Annotated in this window: 11 protein-coding genes; all 11 read left to right on the plus strand. The window is 64.7% G+C overall.

Features of this window, described 5'->3' with window-relative positions; genetic code table 11:
- A partial coding sequence (gene tagH, locus GIV26_RS05445) for a type VI secretion system-associated FHA domain protein TagH (protein ID WP_236279652.1) occupies window positions 1-679 on the plus strand: 679 nt, incomplete at its 5' end.
- A 57-nt stretch (window positions 680-736) separates the two neighbouring features.
- The gene (gene tssJ / locus GIV26_RS05450) at window positions 737-1,246 is read left to right on the plus strand and encodes a type VI secretion system lipoprotein TssJ (protein WP_019818127.1); all 510 of its coding nucleotides are present in this window, start codon (window positions 737-739) and stop codon (window positions 1,244-1,246) included.
- Between the two features lie 18 nt (window positions 1,247-1,264).
- Window positions 1,265-2,599, plus strand: coding sequence for a type VI secretion system baseplate subunit TssK (tssK, locus tag GIV26_RS05455; protein WP_236279653.1), 1,335 nt, complete (start codon window positions 1,265-1,267; stop codon window positions 2,597-2,599).
- A 6-nt stretch (window positions 2,600-2,605) separates the two neighbouring features.
- The gene (locus tag GIV26_RS05460) at window positions 2,606-3,895 is read left to right on the plus strand and encodes a DotU family type VI secretion system protein (RefSeq protein WP_054896050.1); all 1,290 of its coding nucleotides are present in this window, start codon (window positions 2,606-2,608) and stop codon (window positions 3,893-3,895) included.
- Window positions 3,892-7,392, plus strand: coding sequence for a type VI secretion system membrane subunit TssM (gene tssM / locus GIV26_RS05465; RefSeq protein ID WP_034129106.1), 3,501 nt, complete (start codon window positions 3,892-3,894; stop codon window positions 7,390-7,392). Before GIV26_RS05460 ends, tssM begins: the two co-directional genes overlap by 4 nt.
- Window positions 7,389-8,042: a type VI secretion system-associated protein TagF gene (gene tagF, locus GIV26_RS05470; RefSeq protein WP_014720494.1), complete on the plus strand. Its 654-nt coding sequence runs from the start codon at window positions 7,389-7,391 to the stop codon at window positions 8,040-8,042. The genes tssM and tagF overlap by 4 nt, the downstream gene beginning before the upstream one ends.
- Window positions 8,043-8,762, plus strand: coding sequence for a PP2C family protein-serine/threonine phosphatase (locus tag GIV26_RS05475; protein ID WP_034129104.1), 720 nt, complete (start codon window positions 8,043-8,045; stop codon window positions 8,760-8,762).
- The gene (locus GIV26_RS05480; RefSeq protein WP_236279654.1) at window positions 8,759-11,737 is read left to right on the plus strand and encodes a serine/threonine-protein kinase; all 2,979 of its coding nucleotides are present in this window, start codon (window positions 8,759-8,761) and stop codon (window positions 11,735-11,737) included. The genes GIV26_RS05475 and GIV26_RS05480 overlap by 4 nt, the downstream gene beginning before the upstream one ends.
- Window positions 11,737-12,441, plus strand: coding sequence for an ABC transporter ATP-binding protein (locus GIV26_RS05485; protein ID WP_060763895.1), 705 nt, complete (start codon window positions 11,737-11,739; stop codon window positions 12,439-12,441). Before GIV26_RS05480 ends, GIV26_RS05485 begins: the two co-directional genes overlap by 1 nt.
- Entirely contained in the window at window positions 12,441-13,625 is a 1,185-nt protein-coding gene (locus GIV26_RS05490; RefSeq protein ID WP_236279655.1) for an FtsX-like permease family protein, read from the plus strand. The genes GIV26_RS05485 and GIV26_RS05490 overlap by 1 nt, the downstream gene beginning before the upstream one ends.
- On the plus strand, window positions 13,618-15,330 hold the full coding sequence (locus GIV26_RS05495; RefSeq protein ID WP_236279656.1) for a formylglycine-generating enzyme family protein: 1,713 nt from the start codon (window positions 13,618-13,620) through the stop codon (window positions 15,328-15,330). Before GIV26_RS05490 ends, GIV26_RS05495 begins: the two co-directional genes overlap by 8 nt.
- Window positions 15,331-15,374: the final 44 nt, after the last annotated feature.

A 15,374-nucleotide genomic window follows, 5' to 3' on the forward strand; every position in this document is an offset into this window, starting at 1 on the left:
CGTCGTCAATGCTGCGCCCGCCCCAGCACCGATCATCCCGTCGCCGCCCGTGGTCGAGCCTGTTGCGCTCCCCGTGGCCAATGCCGAGCCACCACCGGACCTCCTGCAAGCCTTCCTGCGCGGTGCGGGCCTGGACCAGTTGCGCCTGGACAAAGCCGACGCCTGCGCGCAGATGGAAAGCATCGGCCGCAGCTACCGGCTGATGGTCGAGGGCCTGATCGACGTATTGCGCGCCCGTGCCAGCCTCAAGGGCGAGTTTCGCATGCAGCAGACGATGATCCGCCCCGCCGAAAACAACCCGTTGAAATTCGCCCCGAATGCCGATGAAGCGTTACTGCTGTTGTTGCGTCATGGCAACCAGGCGTTCATGGCGCCGGACCTTGCCGTACGTGACAGTTTCGACGACCTGCGCGCCCACCAGTTGGCCGTGATGGCTGGCGTGGAAGCGGCGATCAAGCACTTGCTCACGCGCTTTGAACCGGCGCAGCTGGAGGAGCGCATGGGCAAGCCTGGCGGCCTCTCCAGTCTCTTCAATGGTTCGCGCCAGGCCCAGTACTGGCAGCAGTTCACCGAGCTCTACAGCAACATTTCCCGCGAGGCCCAGGACGATTTCCAGGACTTGTTCGGTCGTGAATTCAGCCGGGCCTACGAAGAACACAGTGCACGACAGCGACGCTGAAAACGCCTCGCACCAATGGATAAAACGGATAGCTAAATACGTCATTGAGGACGCAGGATGATTCCCAGGTTTTTACTCGCAGCCGCCACCGCGCTGCTGCTGACGGCGTGTGCCAACGACACTGCCAAACCCCAGGCGGCTGCCGAGGCCGAAGCTGACACGGCCGCCGTTGAGCTGCACTTTCACGCGATTGCCGGGCTTAACCCCGGTGCCAACGGCCAGGCCGCGCCGGTGCGGGTGCGCATTTTCGAATTGAAAAACGCCGCGACCTTTTCACGCTCCGATTACTTCGCCCTGGCTGACCGTGCGCAATCCACCCTCGGCCTCGACCTGCTGGACCAGGACGAAGTGATGGTGCAGCCCGGCCAGCAACTGAGCCTGCAGCGCGATCTCGACCCGTCCACGCGCCAGATCGGCTTGCTGGTGGGCTACCGCGAGTTGGACCGTGCGCAATGGCGCACGGTCATCAACGTGCCGCCGCGCCAATACAGCGAATACCAGATCAGCCTCGACGTGCATGCCGTGCGCGCCGACGTCGTGGCTTCCCCATCCAGCCCAGCCCAATAACAAGCAATCGGAGCCCCCATGTCCTGGAACAATCGCGTGGTCTGGTCGGAAGGCATGTTCATCGGAACGCAGCACTTCCAGCAGCATGACCGTTACCTGGAAAACCTGATCGACGCCCGCAGCCGCCCGTTGTCGGTGGGTGCCTGGGGGTTCTCCGAGCTGCTGATCGACCAGGGCCTGCTGGCCCAGGGCAAGCTGGCGATCGTGTCGGCCCGCGGCCTGTTGCCCGATGGCACGCCGTTCAATATTCCCCAGGACGACCTTGCGCCGAGCCCGTTGAATATCGACGACAACCTGCGCGACGGCCTGGTTTACCTGGCCCTGCCGCTCAAGCGTGCCGGCGCCCGTGACACGGTGGACGAGGGCGAGGCCCTGGAAGCCGCGCGCTACGTGAGCCAGGTGCGTGAAGTGCGCGACGACAACGCCCCGTTCGAAAACCGTGCACCGGTGGCCGTGGGGTCGCGGGCGTTGCGCCTGCTGACGGCGCAGGACGGCATCAGCGACTACGCGGCCATCGGCCTGGTACGCATCAAGGAAAAGCGTGCCGACCGTGCGTTGGTGCTCGATGACACTTACATCCCGCCCGTGCTGGACGTGGCCGCGAGCAAACCGCTGACGGCCTTTCGCAGTGAACTGCTGGGCCTGTTGCACCAGCGTGGCGAAGCCCTGGCCGGCCGCGTGGTGGCCTCGGGCGCCGGTGGTGCCTCGGAGATCGCCGACTTCATGCTGCTGCAACTGGTCAACCGCGCCCAGCCGCTGATCCAGCACTTCAGCCAGTTGAGCCCGTTGCACCCGGAGCGCTTCTTCAGCGAACTGGTCAGCCTGGCCGGTGAGTTTTCCACCTTCTCAACCTCCAGCCGTCGCCCCCAGGAATACCCGCAGTACCAGCACGATGACCTGGCCCTGAGCTTCATGCCGGTGATGGCGGCCTTGCGTGAGGCGCTGTCGATGCTCATCGACAGCAAGGCCACGCCGATCCCGATTGTGGAGAAAGCCTACGGCATCCATGTGGCGATGTTGGCCGACAAGACCCTGCTCGACAACGCCAGTTTCATCCTCGTGGTGCGCGCCGATGTGCCCGGCGAAACCCTGCGTGCGCGTTTCGGCCAGCAGAGCAAGGTCGGCTCGGTGGAGCACATCCGCGACATGGTCAACCTGCAACTGCCGGGCATCGGCCTGCTGCCGTTGCCGGTGGCGCCGCGCCAATTGCCTTACCACGCCGGCAGCACCTACTACGAGCTGGACCGTGGCAGCGAGCACTGGCAGCAGCTGAATAATTCCGGCGGTTTCGCCTTCCATATCGCCGGGCAGTTCCCGGGCTTGAACCTGGCCTTCTGGGCGATCCGAGGATAATTGGCGATGCATCCCAATGATGATGACCGCACCCAGTTCATGCCGCGCCCGGGTGGCCGAGAGCCTGCACCCGCACGTGCCGAACCTGCGCCGCTGTCGATGCCGGCTGCACCGATCCTCACCGGCAAGAGCCAGGGCCTCAACCCGCTGGAAAGTGCCGCCGGCCCGTTGCTGGCGTTGTTGACGCGGTTGCGCAACACCATCGCCCATCCCGCGCCAGCCAGCCTGCGTGCGCAGTTGCTGGCGTACCTGCGCCAGTTCGAAGAGCGCGCCGAAGCCGCCGGTGTGGCACGCAATGAAGTGCTGTTGGCCCGTTACGCGCTGTGCACTGCCTTGGATGAGGCGGTGCTGAGCACGCCGTGGGGCAGCACCAGTGACTGGGGTAAGCAGAGCCTGCTGATCACCGTGCACAACGAAGCCTGGGGTGGTGAAAAGGTTTTCCAGTTGCTTGACCACTGTCTGCAAAGCCCACGGGAACGCCTGTACCTGCTGGAGCTGTTGTACCTGTGCATGTGCCTGGGTTTTGAAGGGCGTTACCGCGTGATGACCGACGGGCGCAGCCAGCTGGAAGCCTTGCGTGAACGCACCGCCGCAGCGATACGCAGCGCCCGTGGCGAGCACGAGCGTGAGCTGTCGCCGCACTGGCGCGGCGTGACCGTGGCCCGTGATCGCCTGGCGCAATTTATGCCGCCATGGATAGCCGTGGCGATTGGCTTGGCGCTGCTGTTGGCGTTGCTGTTCGGCCTGCGCATGAAGCTGGCCTCGGACGCCGAGCCGGTGTTCAAGAATATTCATGCCCTGGGCGAGATCCCGGTGCAGGCCATCGACCGTCCGGTGGCGCAGCCCAAAGTGATTGAGCGCCCACGCCTGGCCGGGTTCCTGGCCGATGACATCAAGGCCGGCCGCGTGGCGGTGGAAGACAAGGTTGACCGCTCTGTGGTGACCATTCGTGGCGATGAGCTGTTCGCCTCGGCCAGCTCCAGCATCGTCGATGACTACCAGCCGCTGATGCTGCGCATCGCTGACGCCATTCGCAAGGTCAAGGGCCAGGTGCGTGTCACCGGGCACAGCGACAACCGCCCGATTGCCACGTTGCGCTTCCCGTCCAACTGGGCATTGTCCGAAGCCCGGGCCAAGTCGGTGCTGGAAATTCTCGCGGCCAAGACCGGCCAGGCCGAGCGCTTCAGTGCCGAAGGCCGCAGCGACACGGAGCCGTTGGCCACTAACAGTACTGCCGAAGGCCGTGCCCGCAATCGTCGGGTTGAAATCACCGTATTGGCGGAGGGCGTCGAGTGAAGGCGTTTTTCAGTTTCATGATTCGCTGGGTGATCCCCGTGCTGGGCCTGATTGCCCTGAGCCTGATCATCTGGTTTGTTGGCCCGCTGCTGGACGTGCTGGTGCCCGAAGGGCGCCGTTGGGCGCTGATCGTGCTGGTGTTTGCGCTGTGGGTGGCCTACCGCGTGTTCCGCATCATCCAGGCCCGTCGCCAGGCCGCCGAAGTGATGCGCAGCCTGGCCGCAGAAACCCCGGTCGACCCCAACAGCGTTGCGACCGCCGAAGAGCTGTCCACGCTGCGCCAGCGCATGGACGAAGCCCTGGCACTGCTGAAAAAGGCCAAGCTGGGCGGCGATGAGCGCCGCAACCTCTACGAGTTGCCGTGGTACGTGATCATCGGCCCGCCGGGCTCGGGCAAGACTACCGCGCTGGTCAATTCCGGGCTGCATTTCCCGCTGGCGGCACAATTGGGTGCCGGTGCGGTGCGGGGCGTGGGTGGTACGCGCAACTGCGACTGGTGGTTTACCGACCAGGCCGTATTGCTCGACACCGCTGGCCGCTATACCACCCAGGACAGCAACTCCACGGTGGACAAAGCCGCCTGGCTGGGCTTTCTCGACTTGCTGAAAAAGCAGCGTTCCCGCCGGCCGATCGACGGGGCGTTTATCGCCATCAGCCTCTCGGATCTGCTGCTGGGCACCGACGCCGAGCGCGCAGCCCATGCCGCCGCGATTCGCCTGCGCATCCAGGAGCTGTATACGCAGCTGGGCGTGCGTTTCCCCATCTACCTGATGCTCACCAAGCTCGACCTGGTGCCGGGCTTCATGGAGTTCTTCGACAACCTGAGCAAGGAAGAGCGCGCCCAGGTGTGGGGCATGACCTTTGCCCTGGACGACGGCAAAAACAGCGACAGCCCGCTGGCGCACCTGCAAAGCGAATTCGCGGGCCTGGAGCAGCGTCTCAACGAACGCCTGGTCGAGCGCTTGCAGCAGGAACGCGACCCGGCACGACGCGACCTGATCTACGGCTTCCCGCAGCAGTTCGGCGCGCTGAAAGATTGCCTGCAAAGCTTCCTCGAAGGCGTGTTCAAACCCAACGCCTTTGAAGAGCGCGTGTTGCTGCGTGGCGTGTACTTCACCAGCGGCACCCAGGAAGGCAGCCCGATTGACCGCCTGATCGGTGCCATGGCCCAGAGTATGAACCTGGACCGCCAGCACCTGGCGCGCCAGAGCGGCACCGGGCGCAGTTACTTCATCGAAAAACTCTTCACCGCCGTGGCCTTTGCCGAGCGCGGCCTGGTGGGGGTGAACCCGAAAGTCGAGCGGCGCCGCAAGTGGATCGCCCGTGGCGTACTGGCGGCCACCGTCGCGCTGGTGGTGGTGGTCAGCAGCCTGTGGTGGGTGAGCTATCGCGCCAACCAGGCGTATATCGCCCAGGTCGATCAGAAGGTCGCGCCACTGGGCCAGACCGTACAGAACCTGAGCCCGGCACAACGGGAAGTGCTCGCCGTGCTGCCGTTGCTCAACGCGGTGAAGAACCTGGCGGGGGATTCACCGAGCTGGTCCGAAGGGCTGGGGCTGTACCAGGGCGATATGCTCGAAGCCGAGTCCGCCAGCGTGTACCGCAAACTCTTGATCGCCGTGTTCGCCCCACGCCTGGTGACGCGTATCGAAGAGCAACTGCACGGCGGCGGTAACTCGGACTTTCTCTACGAGGGCCTCAAGGCTTACCTGATGCTCGCCGACACCGAGCATTACGACCCCGACTTCATCAAGGCCTGGATCGCCCTGGACTGGGACCGCAACCTGCCCCGCGACCTGCCGGCCGACCAGCGTCAGGCCCTGGCCGGGCACTTGCAAGCGCTGTTCGAACGCCATCCGCCGAGCGCGCGCCTGGACCCACGCCTGATCGACGACCTGCGTCGCCAATTGCAGCAATTGCCGGTAGCCCAGCGCGTGTACGACCGCGTCAAGCGCCAGAAACTGCCCGAAGGTATCCCGGACTTTCGTCTCAATGAGGCCGCCGGTCGCGATGCCGCACTGGTGTTCAGCCGCAAGAGCGGCAAGCCGTTGGGCGAGCCGTTGAGTGGTTTCTTTACTGCCAAGGGCTATCGCCAGGCGTTTTTGCTCAGCAGCCTGAACCAGACCGGCACCCTGGCCGAAGAGCAATGGGTGCTGGGCCATGAGCAGGCCGACCAGCAGAACGTGGTGAGCCTGGCCGCCGACGTGCGCCGTTTGTACTTCCAGGATTACCAGCGCCAGTGGGACGCGTTGCTCGCCGACATCGACTTTGTGCCGATCACCAGCGTGGCACAGGCCGCCGATGTGCTGCGGGTGATTTCCGGTCCCACCTCGCCGCTGAAAAAACTGTTGGTGGCGGTCGCCAGGGAAACCGACCTGCAAGCCGAAGAACGCCAACTGGCCGCCAAAGGCGTGCCGGTGGAAGGCGGCGTGGACAAGCTCAAGGAGCGCCTCGGCAGTTTGCTGGGCGAGGCACAACCGACGGCGAATGCCCCGGCACCGGCGGATGATCCGGTGACCGCGCACTTTGCCGAACTCAACAGCATCGTCAGCAAAAACGAAGGCGAACCGGCGGCCATCGACGGCCTGCTGTCGGACATGAATGCGCTGTATGTGCAGGTCAGCGCCATGGTCGGTGCCAGCGGCGATGCCTTGCTCGGCGAGGCCAAGAACCAGGCGGCGGCTGCGGCCACGCGGGTCAGCCTGAACGCCGAGCGCCAGCCGCCGCTGGTGCAGGGCATGGTCAAGTCGGTGGTCAATTCCACCACCAACAGCATGATGGGCGGGGTGCGTAACCAGCTGAACGCGGCCTGGGTCAGTGAAGTGGTCAACGTGTATCGCCAGTCGTTGGCCGGGCGTTACCCGATGTCGCCGGGCAGTGCGCGGGACGCCACCCTGGATGACTTCGGCCAGTTTTTCGGTGTGGGCGGGGTGATGGACAACTACTTCCGCAAATACCTGCAGCCCTATGTGGACACGTCGGCACAGACCTGGCGCTGGCAACCGGGGGCGGCGCAGAAGCTGGGGATTGCTCCTGGCGTTCTGCAAACCTTCCAGCGTGCGGCGACGATTCGGGACGCGTTCTTCCGCTCCGGTGGCACCCAACCCATCGTGCGTTTCGAACTCAAGCCGGTGTCGATGGACCCTACCATCACTCAGTTCCTGCTTGACCTGGACGGCCAGCAGTTGAGCTACGACCACGGCCCGAGCCGGCCGGTAGCGATGCAATGGCCGAACCCCGGCAGCATTGGCGTGGTGCGTATTTCTATCATGCCGCCGTCGGCCAGTGGTCGCTCCGGTATCACCCTGGACGGCCCGTGGGCCTGGTTCCGTCTGCTGGAGCAATCAGACCTCACGGCAGGCAACTCGCCGGACCGTTTCAACCTGCGCCTGCGGGTCGATGGTGCGAGCATCGCCTACGAGTTGCGCGCCAACAGTGCGTTCAACCCGTTCAAGAGCCGCGTGCTCAGCGGCTTCAGCCTGCCGGAGCGGTTATGACGGCCCTAGGTTTCTACGGCAAGTTGGCCAGCCGCGGCGACTTCGTCAGCCGCGCCTTGCCCCAGAGCTTTATCGGCCCGTGGGACAGCTGGCTGGCAGCGGGTTTGCTCGCCAGCCAGAACAGCCTCGGCGCTGACTGGCTGAATGCGTACCTGGTCAGCCCGTTGTGGCGCTTTGTGCTGGCGCCGGGCGTGTGCGGGCCGGATGCGGCGGCGGGCGTGGTGATGCCGAGCATTGACCGGGTCGGGCGGTATTTTCCGCTGGCGGTGGTGACCTTGCTGGATCACGACACCAACCCGGCGTCGCTGGTGGGCGGTTCGGACGCCTGGTTCGAGCAGGCTGAAACCTTGTTGCTCAGCACCCTGGACAGCGGCGCGACCTTCGAAAGCTTCAACGCCGGGCTCGACGAGTTGGGCGTGCCGGCCAGCGAGCCGCGGGCGGTGGACAGCCGTTTTGCCGGCCTGCAAAGGGTGGCAGCCACCGTGCCGCACCAGCGTATGACCGCGCTGGCCGAACAGGCGTGCGAGGGCGCAAGCCTGTGGTGGGGGCGAGGTTCGCAGCGTATCTCCCCCGGTTTATTACGGTGCCAGGGCCTGCCTGCCGCCAGCGATTTTGCGCAGTTTTTGCTCGGACAAGAAGGTGTGGTGTAGATGGGCGTGACGTACGAATCCGCGAGCAAAAGCCATGTGGGCATGGTTCGCCAAGTCAACGAAGATGCCTTTCTGGACCTGCCGGAAAACCGCCTGTGGGTGGTGGCCGATGGCATGGGCGGGCACGCGGCGGGGGACTATGTCAGCAGCTTGATCGTCGACAGCCTGCGCCATGTGCCGCTGGGCCGCTCCCTGGACGAATACTCGGCGGCGCTGCGCAATGACCTGCTGCGCATCAACGCGGCCGTGCGCGAAGAAACCGCCAACCGTGGCGTGACCATGATGGGCAGCACCGTGGTGGTGTTCGCCGCGCGCGGCTTGCGCGGGGTGTGCCTGTGGGCCGGCGACAGTCGCCTGTACCGCTTGCGCGACGGCGTGCTGGAAAGCATTTCCCGCGACCACAGCTACGTGCAAGACCTGCAAGACAGCGGCCTGCTCAGCGAAGCCGACGCCCGCACCCACCCGCGCTCCAATATCGTCACCCGCGCCATTGGCGTTGAGGCCCAGTTGGACGTCGCCTCGGTGGACCTGTTGATCGCTCCCGGCGACAGCTATTTGCTGTGCAGCGATGGCCTCAACAAGACCGTCGAAGACCATGAAATCCGCGACGTGCTCAGCCATGACGCGCCGGATGAAATCGTGCGCAGCCTGGTGCACCTGGGCCTCAATCGCGGCGCACCAGACAACATCACCACCCTCGTCGTGAAGGTCTCGTCATGAACATCGTCATCCCGGGTTATGACATCGAAGGCGAGATTGGCGAAGGCGCCATGGCCAGCGTGTACCTGGCGACCCAGCGCTCGCTGGAGCGCAAGGTGGCGTTGAAGGTGATGGCGGCAGCGCTGGCGGCCGACCCGAGTTTCTGCGAACGCTTCCTGCGCGAGGGCAAGACGCTGGCGCGTTTGTCACACCCGCACACGGTGACCATCCATGACATCGGCAACGTCGGTGAGCTGTATTACATGGCCATGGAATACCTGCCCAATGGCACGCTCAAGGAGCGCATTGCTGCTGGGCTGACCCCGGAGCAGGGCGTGACGCTCATCCGCCAGATTGCCTCGGCCCTGGGCTATGCCCATGCCCAAGGGCTGGTGCACCGCGACGTCAAGCCGGCGAACATTCTGTTCCGGGCCGATGGCACGGCGGTGTTGTCGGACTTCGGGATTGCCAAGTCGCTGGACGATCGCACCCAGTTCACCCAGGCCGGGTTTGCCGTGGGCACGCCGAGCTACATGAGCCCGGAGCAGGCGCGGGGACAGGAGATCGATGGCCGCGCCGACCTCTACGCGCTGGGCGTGGTGCTGTATGAAATCCTCGTCGGCAAGCTGCCTTATAACGGCACCGATGCGCTTTCCACCGCTCTGGCGCATTTGACTGAACCCTTGCCGGAATTGCCGGTGCATCACGGGCGCTACCAGGGTGTGCTGCGCAAGTTGTTGGCCAAGGACCCGGCGGAGCGTTATCCGGATGCGGCAGCGTTGTTGTTGGCGCTGGATCAACTGCCGGCTGATGAATCGGATGCCACGCTGGTACGGCCGCTGCCGATTCCATTGAGCTTTGATCTGGCGGGCATGACCCCTGTCACCATCGACATTCCGACGGATAAACCGCGGCCGCAGCCAATAGTGCGTCAACCGGTGGTGACGCCGACGCAGCACAATGCCCCGTCCGAGCAGCGCCGTGGGCCGGTATTGGCCTTGGCCGCCGTGGCGGTCGCCGTCGCGTTGGCCATTGGTGGCGCCAGCTACTGGTGGTTGAGCGGCGGCGATGAACCGGCCAAGCCGCCAGCCGCCGTGGTGCCCAAGGTGACGCCGCCCGTGGCTGTCGCTGAAGTGGATGGCGGTCAACGCCCGTTGCTGATGGCAGGCAAGAAAACCTTGTTCCAGCGTGTACTCAGCAAACCCGGCGCCCAGCTTTCAGCGGACGCTGGGAGCCCGCCGGGTAAAGCGCTGCCGGCGTTTTCCGTGCTCTACGTGTATCAGCGCAAAGAAGTCGATGGCAGCCCGTGGGTGCGCGTCGGCGCCGCTACCGATGGTCGCAGCGACGGTTGGCTGCCGGCCTCCCAGGTCAGCGACTGGAAACAAAGCCTGGTGCTCAAGTTCACCGAGCGCTCCGGCCGGGCGCCCGTGATGTTCCTGCGCCAGTCCGCAGAGGTGGAAAAACTGCTGGCCGACCCTGCCGCAGCGAAAAGCGCCTTGGCCAAGGCGCAGAATAACCGTGAAGACAACCAGCAAGTCCTGGCCCTGGAACCCACCGCCAGCGCGGTGCCGCAGAACCAGTTCTACCTGTTGCCGATCTTCGACTCCAAAGAGAGCTTCGACGACAACGGCCAGCCGGTGCAGTTGCTCAACGTGGCTTCCATCGACCCAGGCAGCCGCGCCGCTGCCAGACCGGCCAGCCCGACGCTCAGCGCGAATGCCGACGCGTTCCGCACGGCGGTGGTGCTGGTGGTGGACACCACCGTGTCGATGCAGCCCTACATCGACCAGATTCGCGACGTGGTGCACGAGCTACAAACCCGCATTGCCGAGCGTGGCGAGTTGGACAGCGTCAGCTTCGGCATGGTCGGCTTTCGCAGCAGCATTCAGAAAACCCCGGGCCTTGAGTATGTCGCCAAGACCCTGATCAGCCTCGACCAAGGCCGCGACCCGCAGCGCTTCCTGGATATGGCGCGCCAGGTCAAAGCGTCGACGGTGTCCAGCCACTCGTTCAACGAAGATGCGTTTGCCGGGGTGATGCAGGCAGTGGACGGCATGGATTGGTCCGGCTACGGCGGGCGCATCATCCTGCTGGTCTCCGATGCCGGCGCGCTGCGCAAGAACGACCCGTTCGCCGCCACCCAGATGAACGAAGCCGAAGTGCGCCAGGCGGCCCTGGGTAAGCAGATCAAGATCTATGCGCTGCACCTGCGCACTGATGCCGGCAAGAAAACCCATGCCGGCGCCGAGAGCCAGTATCGCGTTCTCACCGCCGACGCCAACCCGCAGATCGGCGACCTGTATACGCCAGTGCCAGGGGGCGATGTGCGCAAGCTGGGTGAGCGCGTCGATGAGATCGGCACGGTATTCGCCAACCTGGTGCATCAGGTGCGCAGCAATACGCCGCAGCCAGTGCCGTTGCTCAGTGCCGCGCCGAGTCTGGCGGACAAGTCCGCCGCCGTCGGCTATGCCATGCACATGGACTTTCTCGGGCGCAAGACCGCGAGCCAGGCACCGCAATTGGTCAGCGCCTGGACCGCTGATCGTGACCTGACCAACCCGGCGCTGCCAGCGTTCCAGGTGTGCGTGATGTTGACCAAGCTGCAACTCAACGACCTGCAACAATCGTTGAAGTTGATCGTGGATGCGGCGCGCAAAACACAAAGCTCGCCCAAGGATTTCTTCCAGGAAATCGCCAGCGCCTCGGCCTATATGAGCCGCGACCCGCAGGCCCTGCGCAAGGGCGGCAACCTGGCTGACGGCGGCCTGCTCGGTGAATACCTGGAGGGCCTGCCGTACCGCAGCAAGTCGCTGAACATGACCCAGGACCTGTGGTTGTCATTGAGCGTGGCCGAGCAGGAAGACTTTATCGACGAGCTGGATTCGAAAATCCGCCTGTATGAAACCCTCCATAACGACGTGGCCAACTGGGTCCGTTTCGGCGATGCCGAACCGGGCGATGCGTTGTACCGCGTGCCACTGTCGACGCTGCCGTAATGCTGAACCTGAGTGCGGTGCACAAGAGCCGGGGCGTCGGTAGCCAGCGCTACAGCCTGGTGATCCCTGCGTTGCAGCTGGGCGCGGGTGAGCAACTGGCAATTGTCGGCCCCAGCGGTTGCGGCAAGAGCACCTTGCTCGACGTGCTGGCGCTGGTGTTGGCGCCGGATCAGGTGGGGCAGTTTGCATTCAACCAACACGACATCGGCGCGCTGTGGCGTGCTGATCGGCAATCGGCGCTGGCCGCGTTGCGCAGCCAGCATCTGGGCTATGTGCCGCAGACCGGGGGGTTGCTGGGGTTTCTGGATGTGCGCGGCAATATCGCGCTGTCGCGCCAACTGCTGGGCTTGCAGGACGACGGCCGCGTGGCGCGCCTGGCTGAGCAGTTGCAGATCAGCGATCAGTTGGCCAAGCGCCCGGCGGCGTTGTCGGTGGGCCAACGCCAGCGGGTCAGCTGTGCGCGGGCTCTGGCCCATGGGCCGCAACTGGTGCTGGCTGATGAGCCGACGGCGTCCCTGGACCCGCTCAACGCCGAGCGCGTGATGCAGGCGCTGCTGGCCCAGGCCCGCGAACACCGTACGGCCTGTGTGATCGCCACCCATGACGAACCGCTGGCCCGCGCCAGTGGCTTGCAGGTGCGGCGTATCAGTTGCCAGCGCGACCCAGACGGCGGCGTCACCGCAACCCTCGGGGAGGCGTGCTGATGCGCATCGGCCTGGTTGCTTCGCTTGCGTGGCAGGACTACCGCAACGATGGGTGGCTGTCGGCCTGTTCGGTGTTGGCATTGGTGGCGGTTATCGCGCCATTGCTGGTGTTATTCGGGCTGAAATTTGGACTGGTTAGCAGTTTGACCGAACGCTTGGAGACCGACCCCGCCAGCCGTGAAATCATCCCGTTGGGCGGTGGTCGATTCAGCGCGGCGTTTATCGCGCAGCTGGGTGAGCGCAGCGATGTGGCGTTTGCTTTACCGCGCACACGGCAGATTGCGGCCACGGCGCAGGTGGGCACCTTGACCCTGGAAATGCTGCCGACTGCCGCAGGCGACCCGTTGTTGACAGGCTTGCCGATGCCCCACGGCCTGGACCAGATCGTGCTCAGCCATACCGCCGCCGAAAAGCTCGCGGCAAGGCCCGGTGATTGGCTGGACACCAGCTTTGCGCGGCAAGTGGCGGGGCGCGTCGAGGCCCAGCGCACGCGGTTGCAGGTGCTGGCGGTGTTGCCGCTGGAGGCCTTCGCTCGCGAGGGCCTGTTTGCCGATCTGGCGTTACTGGAGGCAGCGGAAGATTACCGCGATGGCCGTGCGGTGCCGGCGTTGGGTTGGGCCGGTGAAGCGGCGAGCGTGAGTGAACAGCGCATCTACCCGGCGTTTCGCCTGTATGCGCGCAGCCTCAGTGATGTGGAACCGTTGCGGGTGTATTTCGCCGAGCAGAACCTGTTGGTTTCAACCCAGGCGCACACCATCGCTCAAGTGCAATCGTTGAGCCGCAACCTGTCGATTGTGTTCTGGATCATCGCCGGGTTGGCGTTGGCCGGGGCGTTTGCGGCGATTTTCGCGGGGACCCTGGCGGCGGTGGCGCGTAAGCACCGTGAACTCTCGGTGTTGCGCCTGCTGGGGTTTTCCACCGCCGCGTTGTTGCTGTTTGTGCTGCTGCAAGCGCTATACAGCGCGGGTTTTGCCGCTGTGCTCAGCGTTGGGCTGTATGGCCTGGCTGAGGCGGCGTTGAACAAGCTTTTTGTACAGGTGCCAGGCGAGTACGCCAGCCATCTGTTGGCGCGCCATTACGGCCTGGCCCTGGTGGCGGTGCTCGGCGTCAGTGCCGTGGCGGCCGCCTGTGGTGGTTGGCGGGTGGCCCGTATCCAGGCTTCTGAAGGAATCAGAGATGTATAAATTACTGGGCGCCTGCGTGGCGCTGAGCCTGGCCTCGCTGGCCTGGGCTGATGAAGCAAGTGACAAGCTCGACAACCCCAAGCCGTTGCCGGACGACGTGAGCCTGCCGCTGCCCTGCGAAGGCAACATGGTATTCCGCTACGCCTACATTCTGGCCCAGGGCACCCTGGATGACCGTGAAATCAACCTGGGCTACCCCTTTGCCGAAGGCGAGGCGGGTTATCAGCAGTCGTTTATTTCCGGTTACCGCCGCGACTTCATCAACGGCCAGTTCACCCTCAAGGACTTGCCCAAGGACTGGAGCAAGGTCATCGCGCCGCAGATGCCGAAGACCGACGCCAAGACCCCGCTCAAGCCCATGCTGTACTTCATTGGCAAATACGAAGTGACTGCTCGCCAATACGCCCAGGTGATGGCCCAGGCGCAGTCCCTGGCCAGCGGCGAACCGGCGCCGGCGTGTGATGCGCCCACGGGCATGGCCGGGCGTTTGCCCAAGGTGAAACTGTCGCGCTTTGAAGCCGAGCGTTTTTCGGCGGTGTACAGCGCCTGGCTGATGAAATACCACCGCGAACTGCTGCCGGTGAGCGGGCGCGGTGCGGCGGCCGAAGACGGTGGCCTGGGTTTTGTGCGCCTGCCCACCGAAGTGGAGTGGGAGTACGCCGCACGCGGCGGCCAGGCGGTGAGCCGCCAGGACCTGGAAGGCCGGCTGTATCCACGGCGCGCCGAGGGCAGTGAAAGCGATGGCCCGCTGGCCGATTACGCGGTGTTCAACCAAGTGGCCGGTGGCACCGGCCAGGCGGCGCGGTTGATGCCCATCGGCACCAAATTGCCTAACCCCATCGGCATGTTCGACGTGATCGGCAACGCCGCGGAAATGGTCCAGGAATCCTTCCAACTGGTACACGCCGGCCGCCGCCAGGGCACCTACGGCGGCTTTGTGGTCAAGGGCGGCAACTACCTGGAAGGCGAGGGCACGTTGTTCACCGGCATGCGCCGCGAATACCCGCTGTTTGCCGCTGATGGTACCGAGCAAAGCAACGAGACCACCGGTTTTCGCGTGGCGATTGGCGCGTTGTCGGCGCCGCGCTCGCGCTACAAGGAGCTGTTCGCCCAGTGGCAGAAGGAAGGCCGCCTGGCCGCGCTGACCGATGCCATCGACGACGCCCAGGACCCGACCAAACGCCTGGACAGCATCATCGCCGCCAGTGTCGATCCCAAGCTGCAAGCCGAACTGGGCCTGGTCAACGAAGAGCTCAAGCGCAACGTGTCGCTGATCGCCCAGCAACGCGAAGAAGCGGCGGGCAATTTGATCCAGTCGGCGGCGTTGGTGGCCGAGACCATCAGCAACTACAACATCCGCCTGGCCAACCTGCAGAAGAGTCGCCAGCAGGCGGTGGACAGCAAGGACGAGGCCAGCACGCAGCTGTTCGACATGGCCATCACCAATGGACGCAGCGCGTTGGACGGCGCGGTGGCGATTTACATCGACAACCTGGCCACCGGCACGCGCTACACCGATGCGGTGATCCAGGCGCAGTTTCAACGGATCAAGGAAGAGTTGGATCGCAAGCCAGTGCTCGGCAAGAGCCTGGTGACGCGCGCGACACTGTTCGTTCGCCATGTCGGCAACTACCGCAAGCAACAGCGGGCCGACCCGGCAACGATCTTGAAGGAATTGCTCGCAGCGAGCGGTCAGCGGTCTTGATCGTTGGCTGTCTAGCGAGCTTGGAAGGGACTCAGGCGGCGGTG

The sequence above is a fragment of the Pseudomonas sp. PA-1-3F genome (assembly GCF_021609665.1).
GTDB classification, from domain to species: Bacteria; Pseudomonadota; Gammaproteobacteria; order Pseudomonadales; family Pseudomonadaceae; genus Aquipseudomonas; species Aquipseudomonas paracarnis.

Excerpts from the sequence above, each read along its gene's own strand:
- GIV26_RS05490 (WP_236279655.1), top strand. The coding sequence starts at position 12,441 with ATGCGCATCGGCCTGGTTGCTTCGCTTGCGTGGCAGGACTACCGCAAC.
- GIV26_RS05480 (WP_236279654.1), top strand. The coding sequence starts at position 8,759 with ATGAACATCGTCATCCCGGGTTATGACATCGAAGGCGAGATTGGCGAA.
- GIV26_RS05475 (WP_034129104.1), top strand. The coding sequence starts at position 8,043 with ATGGGCGTGACGTACGAATCCGCGAGCAAAAGCCATGTGGGCATGGTT.
- tagF (WP_014720494.1), top strand. The coding sequence starts at position 7,389 with ATGACGGCCCTAGGTTTCTACGGCAAGTTGGCCAGCCGCGGCGACTTC.
- GIV26_RS05495 (WP_236279656.1), top strand. The coding sequence starts at position 13,618 with ATGTATAAATTACTGGGCGCCTGCGTGGCGCTGAGCCTGGCCTCGCTG.
- GIV26_RS05460 (WP_054896050.1), top strand. The coding sequence starts at position 2,606 with ATGCATCCCAATGATGATGACCGCACCCAGTTCATGCCGCGCCCGGGT.
- tssJ (WP_019818127.1), top strand. The coding sequence starts at position 737 with ATGATTCCCAGGTTTTTACTCGCAGCCGCCACCGCGCTGCTGCTGACG.
- tssK (WP_236279653.1), top strand. The coding sequence starts at position 1,265 with ATGTCCTGGAACAATCGCGTGGTCTGGTCGGAAGGCATGTTCATCGGA.
- GIV26_RS05485 (WP_060763895.1), top strand. The coding sequence starts at position 11,737 with ATGCTGAACCTGAGTGCGGTGCACAAGAGCCGGGGCGTCGGTAGCCAG.